The 23467-nt window shown below is 69.1% G+C and carries 17 protein-coding genes and 1 pseudogene; 10 read left to right on the top strand and 8 right to left on the bottom strand.

The window, feature by feature from the left end; all coding sequences use genetic code 11:
- The first annotated feature begins 220 nt into the window (after positions 1–220).
- Entirely contained in the window at positions 221–3310 is a 3090-nt protein-coding gene (locus tag ACTMVF_RS40375; RefSeq protein WP_441276080.1) for a glycoside hydrolase family 18 protein, read from the top strand.
- Positions 3311–3398: 88 nt separating this feature from the next.
- On the opposite strand, the gene ACTMVF_RS40370 is transcribed toward ACTMVF_RS40375, so the two are convergent.
- The 3 genes from ACTMVF_RS40370 to ACTMVF_RS40360 are packed head-to-tail and all read right to left on the bottom strand — an operon-like array spanning position 3399 to position 5906.
- Entirely contained in the window at positions 3399–4748 is a 1350-nt protein-coding gene (locus ACTMVF_RS40370; protein ID WP_441276079.1) for a hypothetical protein, read from the bottom strand.
- Positions 4749–4750: 2 nt separating this feature from the next.
- Positions 4751–5005, bottom strand: coding sequence for a MoaD/ThiS family protein (locus ACTMVF_RS40365; protein ID WP_030052141.1), 255 nt, complete (start codon positions 5003–5005; stop codon positions 4751–4753).
- Positions 5006–5042: 37 nt separating this feature from the next.
- Positions 5043–5906: an alpha/beta hydrolase gene (locus ACTMVF_RS40360; protein ID WP_441276078.1), complete on the bottom strand. Its 864-nt coding sequence runs from the start codon at positions 5904–5906 to the stop codon at positions 5043–5045.
- Positions 5907–6087: 181 nt separating this feature from the next.
- Between ACTMVF_RS40360 and ACTMVF_RS40355 the strand changes: the two genes are divergently transcribed.
- The 9 genes from ACTMVF_RS40355 to ACTMVF_RS40315 all read left to right on the top strand — a co-directional run bounded on the left by ACTMVF_RS40355 (position 6088) and on the right by ACTMVF_RS40315 (position 16361).
- Positions 6088–6867, top strand: coding sequence for a winged helix-turn-helix transcriptional regulator (locus ACTMVF_RS40355; RefSeq protein WP_441276077.1), 780 nt, complete (start codon positions 6088–6090; stop codon positions 6865–6867).
- Between the two features lie 127 nt (positions 6868–6994).
- A complete protein-coding gene (locus ACTMVF_RS40350; RefSeq protein ID WP_441276076.1) occupies positions 6995–8017 on the top strand; it encodes a LacI family DNA-binding transcriptional regulator in 1023 nt (340 codons plus the stop codon).
- A 268-nt stretch (positions 8018–8285) separates the two neighbouring features.
- Positions 8286–9362: a S1C family serine protease gene (locus tag ACTMVF_RS40345; protein WP_441276075.1), complete on the top strand. Its 1077-nt coding sequence runs from the start codon at positions 8286–8288 to the stop codon at positions 9360–9362.
- 24 nt (positions 9363–9386) lie between these two features.
- On the top strand, positions 9387–9593 hold the full coding sequence (locus ACTMVF_RS40340; RefSeq protein WP_441276074.1) for a hypothetical protein: 207 nt from the start codon (positions 9387–9389) through the stop codon (positions 9591–9593).
- 83 nt (positions 9594–9676) lie between these two features.
- Positions 9677–10414: a response regulator transcription factor gene (locus ACTMVF_RS40335; protein ID WP_441276073.1), complete on the top strand. Its 738-nt coding sequence runs from the start codon at positions 9677–9679 to the stop codon at positions 10412–10414.
- Positions 10411–11850 (top strand): HAMP domain-containing sensor histidine kinase, encoded by a 1440-nt coding sequence (locus ACTMVF_RS40330; protein WP_441276072.1) that lies wholly within the window; start codon positions 10411–10413, stop codon positions 11848–11850. The genes ACTMVF_RS40335 and ACTMVF_RS40330 overlap by 4 nt, the downstream gene beginning before the upstream one ends.
- 540 nt (positions 11851–12390) lie before the next feature.
- Complete coding sequence (locus tag ACTMVF_RS40325; protein WP_441276071.1) at positions 12391–13248, top strand: hypothetical protein; 858 nt, start codon at positions 12391–12393, stop codon at positions 13246–13248.
- 106 nt (positions 13249–13354) lie between these two features.
- On the top strand, positions 13355–15427 hold the full coding sequence (locus tag ACTMVF_RS40320; RefSeq protein ID WP_441276070.1) for a pectinesterase family protein: 2073 nt from the start codon (positions 13355–13357) through the stop codon (positions 15425–15427).
- Positions 15428–15569: 142 nt separating this feature from the next.
- Positions 15570–16361, top strand: coding sequence for a carbonic anhydrase (locus ACTMVF_RS40315; RefSeq protein ID WP_441276069.1), 792 nt, complete (start codon positions 15570–15572; stop codon positions 16359–16361).
- A 128-nt stretch (positions 16362–16489) separates the two neighbouring features.
- Here the strand turns inward: ACTMVF_RS40315 and ACTMVF_RS40310 are convergent.
- From ACTMVF_RS40310 to ACTMVF_RS40290, 5 genes and pseudogenes are all read right to left on the bottom strand, one after another.
- Positions 16490–16708: pseudogene (locus ACTMVF_RS40310) on the bottom strand (ATP-binding cassette domain-containing protein); the annotation flags it as partial.
- 212 nt (positions 16709–16920) lie between these two features.
- Entirely contained in the window at positions 16921–18156 is a 1236-nt protein-coding gene (locus ACTMVF_RS40305; RefSeq protein WP_441276068.1) for an LmeA family phospholipid-binding protein, read from the bottom strand.
- A 112-nt stretch (positions 18157–18268) separates the two neighbouring features.
- Complete coding sequence (locus tag ACTMVF_RS40300; RefSeq protein WP_441276067.1) at positions 18269–20071, bottom strand: Hsp70 family protein; 1803 nt, start codon at positions 20069–20071, stop codon at positions 18269–18271.
- Positions 20061–21353, bottom strand: coding sequence for a KAP family P-loop NTPase fold protein (locus ACTMVF_RS40295; protein WP_441276066.1), 1293 nt, complete (start codon positions 21351–21353; stop codon positions 20061–20063). Before ACTMVF_RS40295 ends, ACTMVF_RS40300 begins: the two co-directional genes overlap by 11 nt.
- A gap of 272 nt (positions 21354–21625) precedes the next feature.
- Positions 21626–23449: a bifunctional metallophosphatase/5'-nucleotidase gene (locus ACTMVF_RS40290; RefSeq protein ID WP_441276065.1), complete on the bottom strand. Its 1824-nt coding sequence runs from the start codon at positions 23447–23449 to the stop codon at positions 21626–21628.
- Positions 23450–23467 lie beyond the last annotated feature (18 nt).

Raw genomic sequence — 23467 nt, 5'->3', positions numbered from 1 at the left:
GACCACGGTCACTGACGGCCGGGCGGCCGTCAGCGCGAGCGTAACTCCGCGGAAGGCCTGACCCGGCGAATTGTCGATCACCTGTGACAGGGGCGACGGACCGAGTTGGCGCAAGAGCGACCTCGCGGTTGGCGCAACACCGACCACCAACGCCATGACCGGGGTCCCTCTTGATCCGTACTCTCCAAGTGTCCCGCCGTCGAGTAGGAATGAGTTTCCCATGGGCGTTTCGTCGGATTACCCCGATGTCCCCGAATGGGTTTCGAAACCCGAGGGATATCAGGCAGGAGCCGTCACCAAGTACAAGGGCAACATCTTCCGTGCCGCATTCTGGGCTTCGGAGCCGGGCGTGGGTGACGCCAACACGAATGGTTGGCGGTTCTTCGACGAGTTGTACGACGAGAGCGCCCATACGCCGGTCCAGCAGTCGAAAATCATCGCCTACATACCTACCTGGCGAAAAGCGGAGGGATTCGACTACGGCAATGGCGAGATGTATCAGTACATCACGCATGGGATCATCGCATTCTTAACGTTCAGCCAGAGCAGCCTCGGCGAGTTCGACTCCGCGTCGCTGGCGGAGATCAAGACGATTCTCCCGGATGTCGTCATCGCCGGGAATCTGTCCAACACCAAGATCATGGTCGCGCTGGGCGGCGCGAACGACTACGCCTTCCTGGACCTGATGACGACGGTGGGAAACAATCCGGCCGCCCCGCAGCTCGACCAGGCCGTGCGCAATGTGGTCGACTTCGTCACCGCCAACGGCCTGGACGGTGTCGACCTCGATCTGGAGTGCTGGTGGGGCAAACCCGGTGAGCCGGACCAGGGCGGCCGGCTGAAGAGTGACGGGCCGCATCCCGCAGGGCGGGGTCTGACGCTGTTCGCTCAGAAACTGAAGCAGGCCATGCCCGGCAAAATCGTCTCGGCGGCCATTTTCGGCACCTCGTGGTACGGCAACAACTACGACCCGGCTGTCGCGGACCACGTCGACTGGCTCGGGATCATGACCTATGACCTCACCGGGTCCTGGGACCGGTCTCCGGTGGGCCCGCACACCGCCCTGCTCAAGATCCGCGGCAAGGACACCGCGGACATACGCGAGGCGGACGTCTACCAGGAGTCATACCTTCCCGAACAGCAAGGCGCCTGGCCAGGGCCCCGGACGGGCGGTTCGGGGCCCTCGGGCGCGGACAACATCGAGAACAACCCGATCGGGTCGGTGGAGGACTCTCTCTGGTACTGGACGAACCCGCTGTTCGTGAACTGGCAGGGGACAGGGCACGGTGTGGCCCGCGACAAGATCGCGGCCGGGGTGCCGATCTACGGCTATGACTTCACCGCCGCCAAGGAGCCGGACGACCTGACCGGTCAGGTGCCCCCGGGATACAAGGTGCTGCGGTACAAGGAAATCCTGGACGCGTTCCCCGACGCGCACAAAGCCGCGAACGCGAATATCAAGACTCCCGGAACCACACCCCGGCCCGTTCTCGGCGAGCCCCTGCCTCCGGGCGACTACCCGTACGCCCACAACATCTATTTCGAGACCCCGGACACCGCCGTCACCAAACTGAACTTCCTCAAGGACGTGGGAGCCCAGGGCGTCATCATCTGGGAACTCTCCAATGACGTCTGGGAAGACGGCAAGAGCATCATCAAGGCCCTCTACCGCGCCTCCGGCAACCCCGAGCCCGAGCCCGTCACGAACCCGCCGGTCCCGGTGGCCAGCCACTGCCTGTGGGACTCCGTCGGGTTCCTCGGCCACGCGACCGACTTCCTCCAGTTCCAGGACGACGGAGTCACCCGGCCCGGTGTGCGGCAGTTCTCGGCCCGACTGTGGAACATCCCCGACGGCGAGGACTGGGTATCCGTCGCCAAACGCTCTCCGGCGGTGATCAGGAGGCAGTACTTCAACCGGCCGACCCGCATCGTGGACAAGGGGGCGCTGGGGCTCTGGGGCGAGTTCGACGTCGTCGAATCGGACGATGTTCCGGCCTGGGACTGGGGTCACATGCAAGCGGAGGACGGGGCGCCGTCCGGGTTCACGCGGTACAGCTCGCGCCTTATGGGCCTCTCGCTCAGTGATGACTGGAAGGCCGCCGCGCGGCAGACCCCGGCACTCGTCGCAGGTCAGTACTTCGACCAGCCGACGGAAATCGACGACCAGGGAGTCGGCGGCCTCTGGGGCCTTTTCGACGTCAGCGACGAGCCGGCCACCATGCCCTCGCTCGTGACGCAGGCCGCCGGGCCCAACGACTGCTCCTACTGCCTGATCGACGACTTCCCCACCCAGCCCAACGTGGCACAGGTGAACCTGACGACCACGATGACCGTCGGGGAGGGAACGCCCTACCTCTACTCGGTGATCACTCGGAACGGCGAATCGACCGAGTTCCCCGAGGGCGTCGTCATGACCCTCCAGGACCCTGACGGGAACACCTACGACCGCGCCGTCGAGGACGCCAACCAGTTCGTCCTGATGTCCGGTTCATCGGTGCGGTGCCTGATCGTCAAGGACCCGAAGCCGGGCGACTGGACCATGCACATGAACGTGCCGAGCGGCGTCGATTTCCGCTGCGAATGCGACACCGTTCCGAATGCGGATGTCTTCGACTCCATGGTGGAAACCTGGCGGAAGCTCAGCAAATGGAGCGACATCGAGCCCCGGGACGTCAGCGTGGGCCAGGTCGCTGCGTTCCTGGGCGTGGCGGCGATCACGCTCCTGGTCCCCTTCCCGCTGGGCATCGCCACCCGGGCCCTGATATTGGCCGTCACCGGGGTCGGCTGGCTCGGATTCTCAAATTCAGGCACCATGGATTCCGTCTCACGAAACATGGCGGAAGTCTCGGGAATCCTGGCGAAGGTGATGAAGGACCTGAGGGAAGAAGGGTTCTCCGCCCTCGAAAAGTACCGCTACCTGGTCGGGAAGAACATTTCCTACGAGGAGTACCAGGTCATTCTCAAGTACCCCGCCAATCTGTTCCACTGGCTTGGGATCCACCGCAGGGTGTTCCAGGTCGTCGAACACATGACGGACGCCGAGGAGCAGAACGCCGTGCGCCATGTGTACTGGCAGTGTCTGCTCAAGAAGAGGCTGGGCGAAGAGTTCGCCGTCGCGATGGGTGAGGCACACGAGCTGGGCCGCCCGGGGTCCGAAGCGGACAACATGGCGGACGAGATCAACAACAGGATTGGTCTCCGGCTGGCGGACGACGTGGAGTCCGAGGAGGACTGCCTGACGCGCGCCCGCGAGATGTGGGCAGCGGGCGAGCTGGCCACGCGCATCGACCTGGAGACAGACCCGACCTGATTCCGGCGTCACCGGTCAGGCAGCAGCGCGGGGGCGCCGCCCGTTCGTCGGGCGGCGCCCCCGTCGGCGCCCGTATGAAGAGCCCGGCTCAGACCAGGGCCCGCCCCAGCAGGTACACCGCCGGTGCCGCAACCGCCAACGGCAGCGCGACGCCCGCCGTGAAGTGCACGAACCTGGACGGATAGTCGTAGCTGGCCACCCGGTGCCCGATCAGCGCACAGACCGCCGCACCGACACCGAGCAGAGCCCCGTCCGCGCCCACCCCGGCCATCGCACCGACCACAGCCCCGGCCCCCGCCGCCGCGAGCAACGAGACGACCACGGAGACCGGCGTCGGCAACGGCAGCGCCCGCACCAGCACCGCGACGGCGACCGCCAACGCGCCCACCGTCACCGCGTCCCCCTCCGCCGCGAGGTACCCCGCCGCGACGATCGACAGCGCCGCCGAGGCGACCGTCGCCATCAGCCCGTACATCCGCTCGTCCGGATCAGCGTGCGAGCGAAGCTGCAGCACCAGCGTCAGCAGCACCCAGACCCCCAGCGTGCCGAGGATCGCCGCCGGCGCCCGGTCGGCCGTCAGCAGCGCCACATCCGCCGTCACCGCGCCCGCGAAGGCCAGCGCGATGCCCTGCCGGGCCGGCCACATGCCGTTCAGCCGGAACCAGCCCGCCGCCGTCACCGCCTGAAGGGCGACGAGGGGCACGAGCAGGGCGTACGACCCGATCGCCGCCGCCCCCGAGAGCAGCAGCCCCAGCAGCGCTGTGAGCGCGGCCGGCTGGATCCCGGGCTCGATGATCGGAGAACGTCCCTCCAGCCGGGCCCGCTGGGCGTCGGTCAGCCGGTCGTCGCCGGAGAGGGTCGCGGGGCCGTAGCCGGGGTCGTCGCCGTCGCCCGCCTGGGCGTCCGTCGCATCCGTGCCGGTCCCGGGAGCGTGGGCCCGCGCCTGGTTCTGCGCCTGCGCGGAGGGCTGGAACTGGGCCTGGCCGTAAGCCTGGGCCTGGCCGTAAGCCTGGGCCTGGCCGTAAGCCTGGGCCTGGCCGTAGGCCTGCGCCTGGGGATGGCCGTGCGCCCGGCCCTGCGACTGCGGCCGCATCTGCCCCTGAGTGTGAGGCTGCCCCTGGGTGTGGGTCTGCTGCCCCTGACCATGAGGCTGCTGCTGCCCCTGACCCTGCGGCGCGCCCTCCCAGCCCCCGACGCCCCCGGCCTGATACCCGGACGGCTCCCCGCCCCGGTACTCCGAAGTCGGCGGGGCCGGTGCGACCGGCGGCTGCACCTGCGTCTCCCAGGTCTGCCCCTGCCACTGCTGCGTGTACTGCTGGGCCGCCTGCGGATCGTCGTATGCCTGCTGCCCGGGCCATCCCTGCGGCGCGGGCTGCTGAGCGGGCTGCTGCTGATACGGGTCGTGCCCGTCGTACCCCTGATACGGCTGGTCGGTCATCGTCACCCTCCTGCGAACGGCGGGAGCACCTCGACCGTGCCGCCGTCGGCCAGCCGTACCGTCTCATGTTCGCGGGTGCCCACGGGGTCACCGTCGACGAGGAACGAGCATCGCTGCAGGACGCGCACCAGTTCACCGGGGTGTCGCTCGCGGGCGGCGTCGAGCGCCTCAGCGAGCGTGGCCGCGTCGAACGGCTCCTCGGCGATCCCGGCCGCGGCCTTCGCGGCGGCCCAGTAGCGCACCGTGACCTTTGGCATCCGGTTCCTCAATCAATCGGCTGTGTACCCCGTCAGGCTAGCCCGCCCGACCGACAGCCCAGTCCCCGATCCGGTCCAGCAGTTCGTCGGCGGCCGCGTGCTCGGCATGCCCCATCCCCGGCTCCAGCCAGAGTTCGCCGTGGTCACCGGCTGCCGCGGCCAGCATGCGGGGGTGGTCGAGGGGGAAGTAGCCGTCCCGGTCGCCGTGCACGATCAGCAGCGGCGTGGGCGCGATGAGCGCCGCGGCCTCGACCGGTGGCATCGGCACCGGATGCCACTCCCGGTGGTGGATGCGCGTACGGAATCCGTAGCGGCCCACCAGGCGCCCCTCGGGCCGCGTCACCAGCCAGTGGAGCTTCCGCATGGGAGCCGTACCCCGGTAGTACCAGCGCGCGGGCGCGCTCACCGACACGACCGCGTCCACCCCCGTACGCTCCCCCCTTTCCTCCCGCTCGCCGTACAGCGCCGCATGCCGCAGCACCACCGAGCCGCCCATGGAGAAGCCCACGGTCGCCACGCGCGCGTGGCCGAGTTCGCGGGCCCACCGCACCGCGGCCGCCAGGTCGAGCACCTCGCGGTCGCCGACGGTCGAACGGCCGCCCGACGCGCCATGGCCCCGGAAGGAGAAGGTGACGACGGCCCCGTGCCGGGCGAAGGCCTGCGCCACCCGTCGCACATGCGGCTTGTCCACGTCGCCGGTGAAGCCGTGGGCCACGACGAACGCCAGGTCACCGGCAGTTGGACGGGAGGCGTCGTATACGACCGCACCCGGGTCGTATACGGAATCGATCGTCACGCCGTCGTCAGTGTGCAGAAACGTCCGCAAAGGTGTACGTCTGGTTGTCTCAGAGTTCGGACGAACCGTCGATCGTGCCACATGACCTGCCGGACCAGTGCTCATGTGGGCTATTCTGCTGGGCAGAGGACTCGGGCAGCGTAGCCCCCGGGTCCTTTTGTGCTTTCGGAAGCGTTGTATACGACGCGGGAAACCTCAGGTGACCGCAGGTGTACGGGGCCTTCGGGATCGCAGAGCAGTTCCGTACCGCACACGTCCTCGCAGGGACCGAGGAGGAACCAGACGTATGAGTTCTCTGCTGCTCCTGACCAATGCCCTCCAGCCGTCGACGGAGGTGCTCCCCGCCCTCGGCCTGCTGCTGCACAACGTGCGCGTGGCTCCGGCGGAAGGCCCCGCCCTCGTCGACACCCCGGGTGCCGACGCCATCCTCATCGACGGCCGACGTGACCTGCCCCAGGTCCGCAGCCTCTGCCAGCTGCTGCGCTCGACCGGCCCCGGCTGTCCGCTCATCCTCGTCGTCACCGAGGGCGGCCTCGCCGCCGTCACCGCCGACTGGGGGATCGACGACGTCCTGCTGGACACCGCCGGCCCCGCCGAGGTCGAGGCGCGGCTGCGGCTCGCCATGGGCCGCCAGCAGATCGTCAACGACGACTCCCCCATGGAGATCCGCAACGGCGACCTGTCGGTCGACGAGGCGACGTACAGCGCCAAGCTCAAGGGGCGGGTCCTCGACCTCACCTTCAAGGAGTTCGAGCTCCTGAAGTACCTCGCCCAGCACCCGGGCCGCGTCTTCACGCGCGCGCAGCTGCTCCAGGAGGTCTGGGGCTACGACTACTTCGGCGGCACCCGGACCGTCGACGTCCACGTACGACGCCTGCGCGCCAAGCTCGGACCCGAGCACGAGTCACTGATCGGGACCGTCCGCAACGTCGGTTATCGATTCGTTACTCCCGAGAAGATCGACCGCGCCGCCGAGGAAGCCAAGGCCAAGGCCGACCGGGCAAAATCGGAGGATGCGGACGAGACGACCGTCCTGGACGACGCCGAACTCCGGGCCGAGGCATAGAAACGCACAGCGGACGCTCGAGCGGGGCGCCACCGGCGTTGCTTTCGCACAGCCGGGTGACAGCGGGGCGCCAGGCAAGCGCCTTCACGCCCTGCCCAGAGCGGGTCCATCCGCGTAGACTCCGCGCGTGGCCAAGGTGACTCGCGATGATGTGGCTCGGCTGGCAGGGACGTCCACTGCCGTCGTCAGCTATGTCATCAACAACGGACCCCGGCCGGTCGCCCCGGCCACGCGCGAGCGTGTACTCGCCGCGATCAAGGAACTGGGGTACCGGCCCGACCGGGTCGCCCAGGCCATGGCCTCGCGGCGCACCGATCTCATAGGCCTGATCGTGCCGGACGCGCGCCAGCCCTTCTTCGGGGAGATGGCCCACGCGGTCGAGTGGGCCGCCGCCGAGCGCGGAAAGATGGTCCTCGTCGGCAACTCCGACTACGTCGGCGAGCGCGAGGTCCACTATCTGCGGGCGTTCCTCGGAATGCGCGTCTCGGGGCTGATCCTCGTCTCCCACGCCCTGAACGACCTGGCGGCCGCCGAGATCGAGGCCTGGGACGCCCGGGTCGTCCTCCTCCACGAGCGGCCCGAGGCCATAGACGACGTCGCCGTCGTCACCGACGACCTGGGCGGCGCCCAGCTCGCCGTACGCCACCTGCTGGAGCACGGCTACGAGTACGTGGCCTGTATGGGTGGCACCGCCGAGACCCCGGCGGTCGGCGACCCGGTCTCCGACCACGTCGAGGGCTGGCGGCGCGCGATGGCCGAGGCCGGGGTGGCCACCGAGGGGCGACTCTTCGAGGCGCCGTACAACCGCTACGACGCGTATCGCATAGCGCTGGACATTCTCTCCGGCCCGAACCGGCCGCCGGCGATCTTCTGTTCCACCGATGACCAGGCCATCGGTGTGCTGCGGGCGGCGCGGGAGCTCCGCTTGGATGTGCCGGGGCAGCTGGCGGTCGCCGGGTTCGACGACATCAAGGAAGCGGCGCTGGCGGATCCGCCGCTGACGACGGTCGCTTCGGACCGGTCGGCTATGGCGCGGGCCGCCGTGGATCTCGTCCTCGATGACGGGTTGCGGGTGGCGGGGTCGCGACGTGAGCGGCTGAAGGTGTTCCCGTCGCGGCTGGTCACACGGAAGTCGTGTGGGTGCGCCTGAGAGCTCGGGGGGTTCTGGGGTCGTGCGGCTTTCCGTCGTGTGTGGCTGGTCGCGCCCACGCGGCGGAGCCGCATATTGATACAGCCCCGCGCCCCTGAGGGCGTCGCAGTCCCGTTGGCTTTCCTGAGAGGCTTTGGCTTTCCTGAGAGGCTTCTGAGAGGGCTCCGGCTGCGGCCAGGGGACGCTTTATATCGGGCATACGAGCTTCTGCCGGGCTTCTCAGGGAGCACTCAGGAAGCTCTCATGGTCGGGCGACAGGCTCATTGTCATGACCGAGAGCTTCCGCCGCGACGGCGAGTACGAGCAGTACACGAACCCCCACCAGGGCGCCCAGCAGCACGCCTCTTCCCCCGTGAACCCGGAGTGGCCGCCCCCGCCGGCGTACCAGCCGGCGGCACATGAGCCGACGGGTGAGGCGGCCGGCGGAGCCCCCACCACTCTCCTCACCGAGCCCGTCGCCCAGCCGCCGAAGGCACGGCGCCGCGGCCCGGTCGCCCTCCTCGCCGCCGTGGCGATCGTCGCCGCGGCGATCGGCGGGGGCACGGCGTACGGCATCCAGGAGTTGACCGGCAACGACACCGTCGCCGCCAGCAGCTCCACCAGCACCAACGTCGTCCCCTCCAGCCAGAAGGGCACGGTCGCCGGGGTCGCCAAGGCGGTCAGCCCGAGCATCGTCGAGATCAACGCGACCTCGAACGCCGGGTCCTCCACCGGCTCTGGCGTGATCATCACCAGTGACGGCGAGATCATCACCAACAACCACGTCGTCTCCGGTGCCTCCTCGGTCAAGGTGACCACCAGCGACGGCAAGACGTACACCGCCGAGGTCGTCGGCACCGACAGCAGCAAGGACCTCGCGCTGATCAAGCTGCAGAACGCCTCCGGGCTGACCGTGGCCACCCTCGGCGACTCCTCCGGCGTCCAGGTCGGCGACCAGGTCGTGGCGATCGGCTCCCCCGAGGGGCTGACCGGCACCGTCACCAGCGGCATCGTGTCCGCGCTCAACCGTGACGTGACCGTCTCGACGGACGAGAGCCAGGGCCAGCAACAGCAGCAGGGCGGCGGTGGATGGCCGTTCGAGTTCGGCGGTCAGCAGTTCAACGGCGACACGGGGTCGTCGACGACGACGTACAAGGCGATCCAGACCGACGCGTCCCTGAACCCGGGCAACTCCGGCGGCGCGCTGATCGACATGAACGGCAACATCATCGGCATCAACTCCGCGATGTACTCGGCGTCCGGCTCGGGTTCGTCCGACGCGGGCAGCGTGGGCCTCGGCTTCGCCATACCGATCAACACCGTCAAGTCCGACCTGGCGAAGCTGCGGTCGGGCGCCCAGAACTGACTCGCAGAGCTGAAGGAGAACGTCATGATCAATCAGGTTGAGAAGGTCGAGCAGGTGGCGCACACGACGACCGGCTTCGGTCCGGCCGATCTCGCCCTGGCCCTCGCGATCGCCGGCGCCCTGCACGACCCGACGGCCCCGTCCCGGGCGCCCGAGGTGGCGACCGCCCGCCGGAGCGCGGGCCGCGGGGCCGCCGCGGCCCGCAGCCGCCGCCGTACCGTACGCGGCTGAGAACGTGCGAGGCTGAGGGCGTTCGAGCCCGCTCAGCCCCCGTCCAGCCCTCCCGCCCCACCGCACCCGAGGATCCCGAGCCCATGAGCCCCGCCGATGGCGACCGTGACCCCCAGCGCATCCTGATCGTCGACGACGAGCCGGCGGTGCGCGAAGCCCTCCAGCGCAGCCTCGCCTTCGAGGGGTACGACACCGAGGTCGCGGTCGACGGCGCCGACGCCCTGGAGAAGGCGACCGCCTACCGGCCCGACCTGGTGATCCTCGACATCCAGATGCCCCGCATGGACGGCCTGACCGCCGCCCGCCGCATCCGCGCCGCCGGTGGCACGACGCCGATCCTCATGCTGACGGCCCGCGACACGGTCGGCGACCGTGTGACGGGACTGGACGCGGGCGCCGACGACTACCTGGTGAAGCCCTTCGAACTGGACGAGCTGTTCGCCCGGGTCCGCGCCCTGCTGCGGCGCAGCTCGTACGCGGCGGCGGCCGGTGCGGGCGCGGTGGAGGAGGACGAGGCGCTGACCTTCGCCGACCTGCGTATGGATCTCGCCACGCGTGAGGTGACGCGGGGTGGGCGGCCGGTGGAGCTGACCCGTACGGAGTTCACGCTGCTGGAGATGTTCATGGCGCATCCGCGCCAGGTGCTGACCAGGGAGCAGATCCTGAAGGCGGTGTGGGGCTTCGACTTCGAGCCCTCCTCCAACTCCCTTGATGTGTACGTCATGTACCTGCGCCGCAAGACCGAGGCCGGTGGTGAGCCGCGGCTCGTGCACACGGTTCGGGGTGTGGGGTATGTGCTGCGGCAGGGTGGGGCGGAGTGAGCAGGGTTCTGCGGCGGTACCGGTCGTTGCCCATCCGGACGCGGCTGTCGTTGCTGGTGGCGGCGGCTGTGGCGTTCGCGGTGGCGGCGGTTTCGGTGACGTGTTGGTTCATCGTGCAGGGGAAGCTCTACGACCAGGTGGACGACGACCTCAAAAAGGCGTCGATGAGAATGCCTGGGCAGCTCCAGGACGCTCTGACGAACTGCACTGAGACGCCGTATGGCACCGGTGTCTTCCGGAACACCTACTCGCAGCTGGTCCAGGAGGACGGCACCGTCTGCATTCTCCAGGACTCCGCGGCGACGGTGAAGGTCACCGAGGCCGACAAGACCGAGATCAAGAACGGCAGCACCAACCAGGTCTACTTCCGCAACGGAACCGCCGGGGACGGCACCGATGTGCGTGTGCTCACCCGGCCGCTCGGCCCCACGGCCACCACCTCCGGGGAGACCGGGCCCAACGTCGGGCTCGTTGTGGCCGTATCCCTGAAGAGCACCCAGAAGACCCTCAACGAACTGGCCCTGATCCTCCTCCTCGTCTCCGGCATCGGAGTAGTCGGCGCCGGAGCCGCCGGCCTCGCAGTGGCCCGCGCCGGCCTCCGCCCCGTCGACAAGCTCACCGAGGCCGTCGAGCACGTGGCCCGCACCGAGGATCTGAACATCCGTATCCCGGTCGAGGACGACGCCGAGGACGAGGTGGCCCGCCTCTCCCGCTCCTTCAACTCGATGACCTCCGCCCTGGCCAACTCCCACGAACTCCAGCAACAACTCATCGCAGACGCCGGCCACGAACTCCGCACCCCCCTCACCTCCCTCCGCACCAACATCGAGCTCCTCACCCGCAGCGAGGAGACGGGCCGCCCGATCCCCGAGGCGGACCGCAAGGCCCTCCTCGCCTCGGTCAAGGCGCAGATGACCGAACTGGCCGCCCTAATAGGCGACTTGCAGGAGCTGTCCCGCTCGGAAGGCCAGCGCGGCGAGCGCGTCCAGGTGGTCTCCCTGGAGGACACCGTCGAGGCCGCCCTGCGTCGGGCACGGCTGCGCGGCCCGGAGCTGACGATCACGGCTGCCCTTCAGCCCTGGTACGTCCGCGCGGAACCGGCGGCATTGGAGCGCGCTGTCGTCAACATCCTCGACAACGCGGTGAAGTTCAGCCCGGAGAGCGGCACGATCGAGGTCGTACTGAACGACGGTGTCCTCACCGTCCGCGACCACGGGCCCGGCATTCCCGCCGAGGAACTCCCTTACGTCTTCGACCGCTTCTGGCGCTCGCCGAGCGCGCGTGCGCTGCCGGGCTCGGGGCTGGGTCTGTCGATCGTGGCCCGTACGGTCGAGCAGGCCGGCGGCCAGGTCACCCTGGCTCGCGCCGAGGGTGGCGGCACGATCGCGACGGTGCGGTTGCCAGGGGCGCCTACTCCTCCGCCGGAGGGTCCGTAGGCGGGTCTGCTTCCAGCCAGAAGATCTCCTCCACCACGATTGGGGGGTCCTCGTTGACGCGGGTAGGTGGGGGCGAGCGCCTATGCGATCGGTCGCCCTCTGACCACTCCAGGGCATCCTCGAACCGCGGTCACCTCCCCACCCGCAGGGCACGAGAGGTGAAGGCATGGCGCCCACGCACAAGCGTGGAACATGATCGCGAACGCACACGGCACCAGCCACACACCTCGCCACCCCGCACTCGATGCCCAGGTGTCCAGGTGTCCAGATCTCCAGGCGGTCCAGAACACACGTACCGCTCACCCCGACGCGCGTCCCAACTCACCTATCAGTCAACGAAGTTACACGCACGGAACGACGGCAGGCCAAAGCCGATAAAACCCCACAGACACCCCCGCCCAGCTGTCGATGTCCTGTCATCCTCACCTGATCCCGACCCTACCCGTGAGTTCTCTGCAATCTTCCTGGCTGTCAGACAGGTGCCGACCGGACCCGTCGGCGCCCGTGCACAGCGCACAGCGCAGGAGTGAGCCAACCCCCATGCGACTCATTCGCAAATCGACACTCAAGAAGAGCGCCCTGAGCATCGCCTCCGTCGCCCTCGCCCTGTCCGGCGTGCTGGCAGGCGCCGGCTCCGCCCAGGCGGCCGGCCCCGGCGGTGCCCAGAACGTCCGGGGTGTCGACCCCGGCAACACCGACCTGATGATCGAGCGGCTCTGCAGCCAGGAGGGCAGCCTGACGGGCGTCTACGGCGCCCTCAATGTCGACACCGGCGAGTTCAAGACCCAGGACGAGTACCTGCGGGACGTCATCGGGCTGTGGGAGCCCGCCGGGCCGTGGGAGCTCTTCCGCGGCTGGTGCGGTTACGCACAGGCCTCAACCTGGTCCATCAAGGGCGAGACCGTCCGCACCTCGCCGTGGATCGGCAACCGGGGCTCGGCGGACGACAAGGAGACCTTCGTCAGCAGCTACAGCACCAAGACGTTCGCCAAGAAGAGCGTCGGCGCCAGCATCAGCCTGTCCGCCGCCAAGAGCATCTTCTCGGGCACCGCGGGCGGCAGTTTCACCTACGAGTGGGGCTGGGAGAAGGAGTCCAGGTTCGAGCGCCGCAGCGAGAAGACCATCCCGCCGTGCACCCAGGTCGCCGTGACCTGGACGCCGTACCAACGCGTGGTGCGCGTGAACCCGGTCTTCTACGTCGAGGACTACCAGTGGAACAAGGGCGACGGCGAAGTCACCACGCACACCTGGCGTGGCCGGGACGCGAGCTGGAAGACGATCTACTCCTACGGCTACTACATCGACGGCACCTCCGACAAGCTCCTGCCCAACGGCCAGCCCGACGGCCGTGAGGACAAGGTGGAGGAGAAGCTGGACCCCAACACCTGTGCCAAGTAGGGCATTTGCCGGCAGGGCGGCCCGGTAGGACTCTCTGGGCGGCAACCTTTCCGTGCGGGGCGACGACGACTCTTCGGACCATCCCCCGCACGGAACGGATCGCCGTATGAGTGAGAACCGCAGCAAGGCCCGCCACCGCAGAGGCAAGTCGGTCCTGGCGGTCGGGGTCCCGCTGACCCTGACCGCCGCCGGCACGTTCGCCTACGGCACGGACTTCGGCCTCCTCGGCTCCGGCACCCAGCAGCAGGCGTCCGCCGCGACCGCCGCCGCCCCCGCCTGGGCCACCGCCACCGCTGACGGATTCGCCTCCGTCAACTCCCTTGGCCAGAACGGCACTTATGGCGGCCGCGACGGCCGGATCGTGACCGTGAAGACACAGGCCGACCTGGAGAAGTACGCCACGGCCGCCGAGCCGTACGTCATCGTCGTCGCCGGGACCATCAACATCAGTCCCGTCGGGAAAGAGATCAGGGTTCAGTCCGACAAGACCATCGTCGGGTCCGGGACCTCCGGGCACATCGTCGGCGGCGGCTTCTTCCTCGGGTCCGGCGTGCACAACGTGATCATTCGGAACCTGACCATCCGGGACTCGTACCAGGGCGTCTGGAACGACAAGGATCACGACTTCGACGCGATCCAGATGGACGGCGCCCACCATGTGTGGATCGACCACAACAATCTGCGGCACATGGCCGACGGGCTCATCGACGTGCGCAAGGACAGCACGAACGTGACCGTGTCCTGGAACAAGTTCAGCGACAACAACAAGACCTTCGGCATCGGCTGGACCGAGAACGTCAAGACGGACATCACGGTCCACCACAACTGGTTCCGCGAGACCGAGCAGCGCAACCCGTCCACCGACAACGCCGCCCACGCGCACCTCTACAACAACTTCCTGGAGGACGCGGCGGGCACCGGCATCAAGTCGTCGTACGGCAACTACTCGCGCGGCAGGACAGCGATGGTCCTGGAGAACTCCTACTTCCAGGGCATGAACAACCCCGTCATCAAGGACGCCACCGCGACCCTCGTCCAGCGCGGCAACGTCTTCTCGGGGACGAGTGGCCGTAATGAGAGCGGCGGTACGGCGTTCGATCCGAAGAAGTACTACTCGTACACGCTCGACGCGGCGGCGAAGGTGCCGTCACTCCTCAAGTCGGGTGCGGGGCCGCGCAGTTCCATCGGTACGACGACGACTGCGGCGGCGAGCACCAAGGCCGCGACAACTCTCACCGTCGCCAAGGACGGCAGCGGTCAGTACACGACCGTGCAGGCGGCCGTGAACGCCGTGCCCGCGAACAACGCCTCCAGGGTGGTGATCGCGGTCAAGCCGGGCACGTACCGCGAGCTCGTCAAGGTCCCGGCGAACAAGCCGCACGTCACCATCCAGGGCACGGGCAGCAGCCGTAAGGACACGGTGATCGTCTACAACAACGCGGCCGGCACGCCCAAGCCGGGCGGCGGCACCTACGGCACGGGCGGCAGTGCCACCGTCGCCGTCGAGGCCGACGACTTCCAGGCCCGCAACCTGACGATCAACAACGACTTCGACGAGAAGGCGAACCAGAACCTGAGCGGCCACCAGGCCGTCGCCCTGCGCACCGCCGCCGACAAGGTGTTCCTCGACGGCGTCATCGTCGGCGGCGACCAGGACACCCTGCTGGTGGACACCGCGGCCAAGGACAGGCTGGGCCGCGTCTACATGCGGAACTCCTACATCGTCGGCAACGTCGACTTCATCTTCGGCCGGGCGACCGCGGTGATCGACCGGTCCGTCATCACGCTGAAGAAGCGCTGGGACGGCACCTCGGCGGGTTACGTCACCGCCCCGTCGACCGTCGCGAACCGCAAGGGCATCCTGATCGCCAACTCGACGGTGAACGGCGACGTGTCCGACCGGAGCTTCTACCTCGGCCGCCCCTGGCACGCGGGCGGCGACGCGTCCCTCGATCCGCAGACGACGGTGCGCAACACCACCCTCAGCGCGGCGATCCGCACCACGCCCTGGACCGACATGAGCGGCTTCTCCTGGAAGGACGACCGCTTCGCCGAGTACAAGAACACCGGCGCCGGCGCGGGCAGCGCGAGCAGTGACCGGCCGCAGCTGACGGACGCCCAGGCGGCCGGGCAGGAAATCGCGGACTGGCTGGGTGGCTGGACGCCGACGGCGTCCTGACCCCTGCGGAAACCGCTTAACGTCAAAGCCTGCGCGGGGGAACGTCAAGAGCCGACCAATGATCGATCATGACTTCCCCGCGCTCGGCCATGATTCAGCAAGGTGAATATTTGGTTCGAGTTTCGGGCGTACGTTCCAGTCCGTGAACTCTGACAGATCCGTCGGCTCCGGGCCGACCTCCTCCGCCCACAAGCGGTTCGCCCTCCCCTCGCTCGCCCGCCGCGCACTCCTGCGGGCCGGGCTGACCGGGGCCGCGGCACTGGGGGCCACCGCCGCCCTCGGTACGACCTCCGCCTGCGCCGCCCCCACGGCCCCCACGGCCCCCACCGCCGGCGGCTCCGCTCGTCGCCCCAGCACTCCCGCGGAAGCCCTGCGTGAGCTCGCCGCGGGCAACGAGCGATGGTCCACATTCCGTGAGCGGCACCCCGACGAGTCGCCCACCGTGCGACAGAGCCTGACGACGGCTCAGCACCCGTTCGCCGTCATCCTCGGCTGCATCGACTCCCGCGTGCCGCCGGAGCTCGTCTTCGACCAGGGTCTCGGTGACCTGTTCGTCGTGCGCTCCGCCGGCGAGGTCCTGGACGAGGCGGTCCTCGGCAGCCTCGCCTACGGGCCGCTCGAACTGGGGACGCCGCTGATCGTGGTGCTCGGACACCAGTCGTGCGGTGCCGTGAAGGCCGCCGTCGAGGCGGACGAGTCCGGTGAGCGGCTGCCTGCCCACATCCAGTACCTGGCCGAGCAGATAGCCCCCAACATCGACCACTCGAAGGAGGGCACCGCTCGCATCGACGCGACCATCAACGCGAACGTACGGGCCGTCCGCGCACGTCTGGCCGCCGAGCCGGACTTCGCCGCGCGGATCAGCACCGGCGAACTGGCCATCGTCGGCGCCCGCTACGACCTGGACACGCAGCGCGTCCGCCGGGTCGTCTGACACCGGCACGCGGCAGTACCCGGCATGCCCGGCGTCAGTGGAAGCCGAGCATGCCGGGGGGCGGGAGCCGAGGCCGACGCCCACCCTCCTCACAGCCTGAGGACCAGCGTCTCCTCCGCCGACACCGCCCCGGACATCAGTCGTCGCAGCGGCTGTACGACCTGGCGGGCGGCCACCGAGTCCAGTCCGGCGGTCGGCTCGTCGAGGATCAGGACGGGTGCGGCGCGCAGCATCGCGCGGGCGATCGTGATCCGCTTCAGCCGGCCGCCGGAGAGGGCCGCCGTGCCGGGGGCGACATGCGTGTCGTATCCGTCCGGGAGCGCGGCGACGCCCAGCCAGGCCGCCGCCGGGCCCCAGAACGGCCAGAAACACCGGAGGCGTCCCGGACTTCCCTCATGCCCCACTCCCTTTGCGGTCCCTGCGGACATGGCCGAGGCGGGGCCCCGGAGCGGCGACGCTCCGGTGACCCCGCCTCGTGGCGGGCCTCAGCCCTTGTTCGCGACCGGGCGGCGCTTCGGGGCCTGCTTCTTCGGCGCGGACGGAGCCTTCTGCCGGGGACCTATTTCCCGCCGACCGCCAGGCCGGCCCCTTCCAACCGCACCCTGATCCCGTCCTCCTCCACCCGAACGTCCCGCAACCGCAGCGCCCCGCTCGGCGGCTCGGGCAGCCGGAAGCCCAGGGACAGCTGGTCGGCCAGGACCGGGCGGGTGAGGCGGGGCAGGGCGTCGAGCAGGGCGGGGTCGAAGCCCAGGCGCTTGAGCAGGGCGGGGTGGTCCAGGGCCAGGTCGATGAGGTTGAGGCGCATGGCCTGGTGGAGGAAGCGCGGGGTGCCGGTCAGGTCGGCGAGCTTGGCCTCGTCGCGCAGGGCCTCGCGGACGACGGAGTCGGGCACTCCCAGGCGCCGTACGACCGACGGGATCGACAGCAGTGCCTTCGCCTTGCGGGTCTCATGGGCCAGGCGGGCCGCCGACTCACGGCTCAGGTGCAGGCCGTCCGCGGCGCGGGTGCCCGGCCGGTACGTGGCCAGGTCCCCTATGTCCAGGCGCATTCCGCCGATGTGCGTCGCGATGCCGCGGTCGCCGTCGCGCAGGATGCGGGCCTCGGCGCGCAGCCGCAGGTCGTGTCCGGCGACCGGCAGGGTGCCGCGCGCCCGGACCCGGTCGCGGCCCTCTCCGGTGAACGTCACCTGGGACGCGCCGAGTTCGCGGTTGAGGTCGGCGAAGGAGAGCAGGACGTCGCCCTGCAGCGTCGGGACGTCGGCGCCGCGCACGGCCGTCGGGCCGTCGGTGTCCAGCCGTACGTCCTTCGCGGTTGCCGTCACCTGCGCCAGCGAGATCCGGTCGGCGGCGACGTCCGGGACGGTCACCCTCACCGAGTCCAGCCGCTCATCGGCGAGTTGGGTGAGGAAGGGGAAGCCGCCGATCTCCACCTCGGGCGCCGCGGCCAGGTCGAAGCGGTCCTTGAGGGTGTCCGCCGCTCTGCGCTCGGCGTACAGCAGGGCCCAGCGGTCGCCGAGGGTGAGGAAGCAGGCGAGGACGACGAGGGCGATCACCGCCTTCAGCGCGAGGGGAAGCCCCGCGAGGCGCCCTCGCCGGCGGCGCCGGCCGTTACGGCGGTGGTTGGGCGGGACCCAGGGATCGTCCTGGGCCGCCGCGTCGTCCTGCTCTGTCTGCTCTGTCTGCTCGTCCCGTACGTCCTCGTGGAGGAACTCATCCAGCGGACCGTCGTCCAGAGCGGCCAGCTCCTCGTAGGGGTTTGTATAGGGATGCGTGGTTATGCGGTGGGGGGTACGCATCGATCCATCCGACCATGCGAACGCCCCCCAGCCGCAACCGGTACCAGGAGTATGCGACCCACGTCACTACAGCCCCTTCGGCCCCTCCCCGCATACCGACACGGCAGGAGTTTCAGGGCGAAGTGGGGTCGGAGACGAAGCGCTCGACCTCCTGGGCACGGCGGTCCATCTGCGCGGTGATCTGCTCGGCCACGTGGGTGACGACGCTGGTCACCTCGGCGGGATCGAGCCGCGCGTTCTCCAGTGTCGTACGGATCAGCTTGCGGGCGGCCATCTCCGTCGCCTTCGGGAGAGCCAGCGCGCCTCCGGCGATGGCTCCCAGCGCGCCCAGGTGCGCGAGACGCTTCGAGCTCTGCATCGCAAACTTCATCGCATGGAGACCGAGACCCCCCATGCTTCCGATCGTCTTGAGCACGGACTGGGCACCGCGCAACGTACGCCACATGGGACGGATCCGGGCACTGATGGCGGTGCCGATGACCCCGGGCAGGACGAGCTCCAGCATGAACTGGTCGTCCCTGATGTCGTACGAGCGGCAGATGTCCAGGGCCATGGGGGTGAGTTCGGCATTGAGGCGTACGCGCAGGCGAGCCAGCACCTGGTCCATCCCGGTGAGCCGGCGGATGAGCGCGTCGATGTCCTGTTCGTCCTGGGCATCGGCGTTGTCGTCGTCGGCCCTTTCCAGCAGGCGGGCCAGGAGGGTGTTCCTTGCCTGGTCGAACGCGTCGAGCAGGCCGGCGCGGATCTTCTCCTCGAAGTCCGGCCGGTCCTTGAGCGCATGGATGTCGTGCCGGAACCGCGCCACGTTGACTCGGTGCCGTCCGACGCTGGCGAGCCCCCGGGTCACGGACTGGGAAGGGTCGGTGTCACTCTCGACGGTGGCCTCCGGGAACGCGTCGAGACACAGCCTGCGTGCGACGGGCATACGCGATCCGCCTCCGGTGATCACCACCAGCTCGGGCTCGGTCGCGCCGAGCAGACCGCGCACCTCCGTCAGCACGTCCGCGAAGCCCTCGGCCCAGCCGCCCTGCCCACGTACTACGCGCCCCGGAATGTCCACGCCTCTGAGCCAGCCCAGGGAGGGGCCCAGGAAGGGGGTGAACCGGGGGTCACAGCCGGCCTGGAGATCCTGGAGGCGGACATCCGTCCCGGTGAACTGCGCTTCCTTTGCCCGGCGGCACGCGAGCAGCAGCATCTCCTCCCCCGAGTCGTCCCGGCCAAGAGCCCTGGTGAAGTCTTCGTTGCCCGCGAACGCCTCCCGCACCATCCTGGCCAGCTCCCGGTCGATCACGGCACAGCCCAGATCGGAGCCCACCGGAAGGTTTCTGGGGATCAGGTCCTCCACGAACGTGAAGTCGGTGGTGGAGGAGCCGATGTCGACGACCAGGACCCGGTCGAGCCCGCGTTCCTCCCGCCGTCCGCCTCTTCGGTCCCTGACGTGCACGAGCGCCGACTGGGACTCCGCGACGAGCCGTACGGGCACGTTCATCGACGAAAAGTGCCTGGCGTACGTCGCCACCGCTACGTCGTCCCAGCCCGTGGGGTGACCGACGTACACCGCGCAGTTCCTCCTGACCTCGGGGTGCCGGGACAGGAACTCGGTGAGGAGGATCTGGGCGAACTGGACGGCTTCCGGAACGGCCAGGTCCTCCGGGTCCGGCCGGGACTTGAAGTTGACGCTGAAGTGCAGGACGTTCTGCGCCAGTACGGCCGCTTCGCCGATGACGTACCGGTGTCCGCCCTGGTCCAGGCGCTCGCGGCCCAGGGCCGTCACGATGGTGGCGCCGTCGGTTCCCCTGGTGTAGACCCGCGCTTTGCTCCGCCCGTGCGTCGGCAACCAGCACAGGGAGCTCTCCCCGTCTCCGAGGTCCAGGCCGACCGCGTACCGGATGTCGGATTCCGTGTCACGCGCCACGGGCCACCCCCCGGGCTGCGACCGATCCGCCGGCGACCGTCAACACCTCGGTCAGCAGCCTGATCACGGTGGCCGTCGGCGGCGGGGGAAAGCCGAAGCCCGTGCGCCGCGACGACACCGCGGCGATCAGCCGCCGCACCCCCGGGTTGCTTGCGGCGAGCTCCGCGTCCTGCCCGCCGAGTTCGGTCTTGGCGAACTCGGCCTCGTCGAACCGCGCCCAGACGCCGGGATCGCGCTGGAGGGCGGAGTAGAAGTCGGGGTGCATGATCTGGAACGCGAGAAGGGTGCCCGCGTGCAGCAGCCGGTCGCGCCCCGGCGGGTCGTTGTGCTCGTGCAGCGTCAGGGCCGTGTGGTTCAGGCCGTTGACGAAGCGGCGCACGCGTCGCGGGTTGGCCGTGAAGGCGACCTCGATGAGCTCCCAGAGCTCGCGTGAGCCCGTCAGCGCCGGGTCCGTGACCTCGTCGTGAAGGTGCAGCTGCAGTGCCTCGAACGGGATCACTGGCAGGTGGAACGGAAAGTGGATCAGCTTCTCCAGGTACTGACGGCCGCGGGCGCCGTCCGTGCCTTCGCTGTCGAACCGTTTGGCCGCCGCCTCCGCGACGACCTGATAGTCCATGGCGAGGACGAACACACAGGAGCCCTCTCCCATGAAGAGTTTCAGGGAGTCGAGCACGGTGATCGCCGCGTCCTCGTGGCAGCGGTCAAGGTCGTCGATGAACAGTACGAGCCGACCGCCGTCGGAGTATGTGTTGACGACGTCCCTGAAGTCCTGTTCAAAGCGGTTGACGTGCAGATACGTCTCCACGCCCGGTGCGGTGAGCGCGGTCTGGACGGCGTCGACGTCCTCGGGGGCCAGGAAACCCGCCGTGAGGGGGCCCGCGGTCCTGCGCGCGAGCAGCCAGGCCGCTGCCTGGCTCAGCCGCTTGACCGTGTCCAGGGCTGTGCCGAGCCGCTCCTGCAGCGTCTCCTCACCGGACTCCCGTCGTCTGTCGAGGTCCTGGGCGATCTCGGTGAGTACGGTCTGGATGAGCGCGTGCCAGATCTCGTCCTTCTGGTCGTACTTCCAGGGATTGAACCAGACGGTCCGGATGTCGCGGGCTTTCAGCAGGCCCTCGCAGACCTTCATGAAACTCGACTTGCCCATCCCCCAGGGCCCGAAGACCCCGATAGTCAGCGGCAGGCCCTCCGCGGTCGCGATCGCCTCGCAGAGCACCTTGGCATGGGTGCTGAATCCGAAACGGTCTCCGTCCGGTCCCGAAATCGGGTTGTCGGGCAGCAGCATGTGTTTCCCCCCTCCCCCAAGCCGCCGTTCAGCCTCCGGTCACCGTGACCAAGCGCTGTCGGCGGGTCACTCATGGTGCCCCCGAACAGGCGGTTCGGTGACGGGGTTTCGGCCGAAACACCCCGGTGACCAGGCCGGGATACGCGTTACGTAGGGAGGAGGGAGCTGCGATTGCACCAACGCGGCCGGAGTTCGGCGGGGTCGGTACACGTCGATCCGGCCGACCGTGCGTACCGACCCCGCCCCGCCCGCGCTTGACGCGCGTGTGCTGTCTAGCGCACGACCGTGATCCGGTTCGCCGTCGGCGGCGCGATCGGGTTGGTGGCCGAGGAGTTGGCCGTCAGGTACTTCTCCAGCGCCGTCAGGTCGTCCGTGCCGACCAGGTCGTTCGTACCCTGGCCCAGCGTGGTGATGCCGTCGCCGCCGCCCGCGAGGAAGCTGTTGGTCGCGACGCGGTAGGTGGCCGCGGGGTCGATGGCCGCGCCGTTCAGCTTGACGGAGTCGACGACGATGCGGTCCGCGCCCGTCTTCGTCAGATCCAGCGTGTACGTCAGACCCGAGGACGGTGCGAGGATCTTCGGCGCGGCCGCGTTCGAGCCGCTGACCTGCTCCTGGAGGACCTTGATGAGCTGGGCTCCGGTGAAGTCCTGCAGGTTCACCGTGTTGGAGAACGGCTGGACGGTGAAGCCCTCGGCGTAGGTCACCACGCCGTCGCCCTCACTGCCCTTCGCCGCGAAGGTGAGGCCCGCCCGGACGCCGCCCGGGTTCATCAGCGCCAGGTCGGTCTCCGGGTCGAGCTCCTTGCCGTACGCGAGCTGCGCATCGGCGATGAGGTCACCCATCGGGGACTCGGGGGCGGTGTTGGTGTTGGGGATGTCGGCGGAGATGTAGCCGATCGCACGGTTGCCGATGGGCGCCGCGAGGGTGTTCCACTTGCTGATCAGCTCGGTCATGTCCGGCGCCTTGGCGACGGTCCGGGTGACCACGTGGTTCGCCGACTGCACGGACGTACGGGCGATGTCGCCGGTGAAGCGGTCGTACGTCAGCGTCGTGTCCGTGTAGAGGCGGCCGAAGGACGCCGCCGACGTCACCATGCGGGGCTTGCCCGCCGGGTCGTCGATCGTGCAGACGTACGCGGCGTGCGTGTGGCCGGTGACCAGCGCGTCGACCTGCGGCGTGATGTTCTTGGCGATGTCGACGATCGGGCCGGAGATGCCGTCGCCGGCGCCGGGCGCGTCACAGTCGTAGTTGTACGACGCCGACGCCGGCGCCCCGCCCTCGTGGATGAGGGCGACGATCGACTTCACGCCCTGGCGCTGGAGCACCTTGGCGTACTTGTTGATCGTCTCGACCTCGTCCTTGAACTTCAGGCCCTTCACGCCGTCCGCGGAGACGACACCCGGGGTGTCCTCCAGGGTCACGCCGATGAAGCCGACCTTGACGTCCTTCTTCTTCCACACCCAGTAGGGCTTGAGGATCGGCTTGCCGGTCTTCTCGTCCAGGACGTTCGCGGCGAGGTACGGGAAGTCGGCGCCCTCGAACTCCTCGTCCGTGTAGCAGCCGGCCGTCGGGTGGCAGCCGCCGTTCTGCAGGCGGGCCAGTTCCCTCGCGCCCTCGTCGAACTCGTGGTTGCCGACCGAGGTGACGTCCAGTTCGAGCTTGTTCAGCGCCTCGATGGTGGGCTCGTCGTGGAAGAGGCCCGAGATCAGCGGGGAGGCGCCGACCATGTCGCCGCCGGCCGCGGTGATGGAGTACTTGTTGCCCTCGCGGGCCTGGCGCAGGTGCGTGGCGAGGTACTCCACGCCGCCCGCGTCGATGGTCTTCGTCGTGCCGTCGTGCTGCAGCTCGGTGACCCGGCCGGAGGAGCCGGACGGCGGCTCCAGGTTGCCGTGCAGGTCGTTGAAGGACAGCAGCTGTACGTCCTGGTAGCGGTTGTAGCCGTAACCGCCCCCGTGCCTGGCGGAGCTCTCCTCCGCCGTCGCGGCCGCGGGGAGCGCCGCGGCCAGCGCGCCGGCGGCGGCGACACCGGCGGCTCCGGCGAGGAGAAGGTGAGTACGGCGTCTGCGGCTCTGGTGCACGCGTGACTCGGCTGGCATACGCCCCCCTGTGGGTCG

The organism is Streptomyces sp. SD31 (genome assembly GCF_052068475.1).
GTDB lineage: Bacteria > Actinomycetota > Actinomycetes > Streptomycetales > Streptomycetaceae > Streptomyces.
The sequence above is the reverse complement of the archived record's forward strand: the minus strand, read 5'-3'. Positions and strand labels throughout refer to the sequence as shown.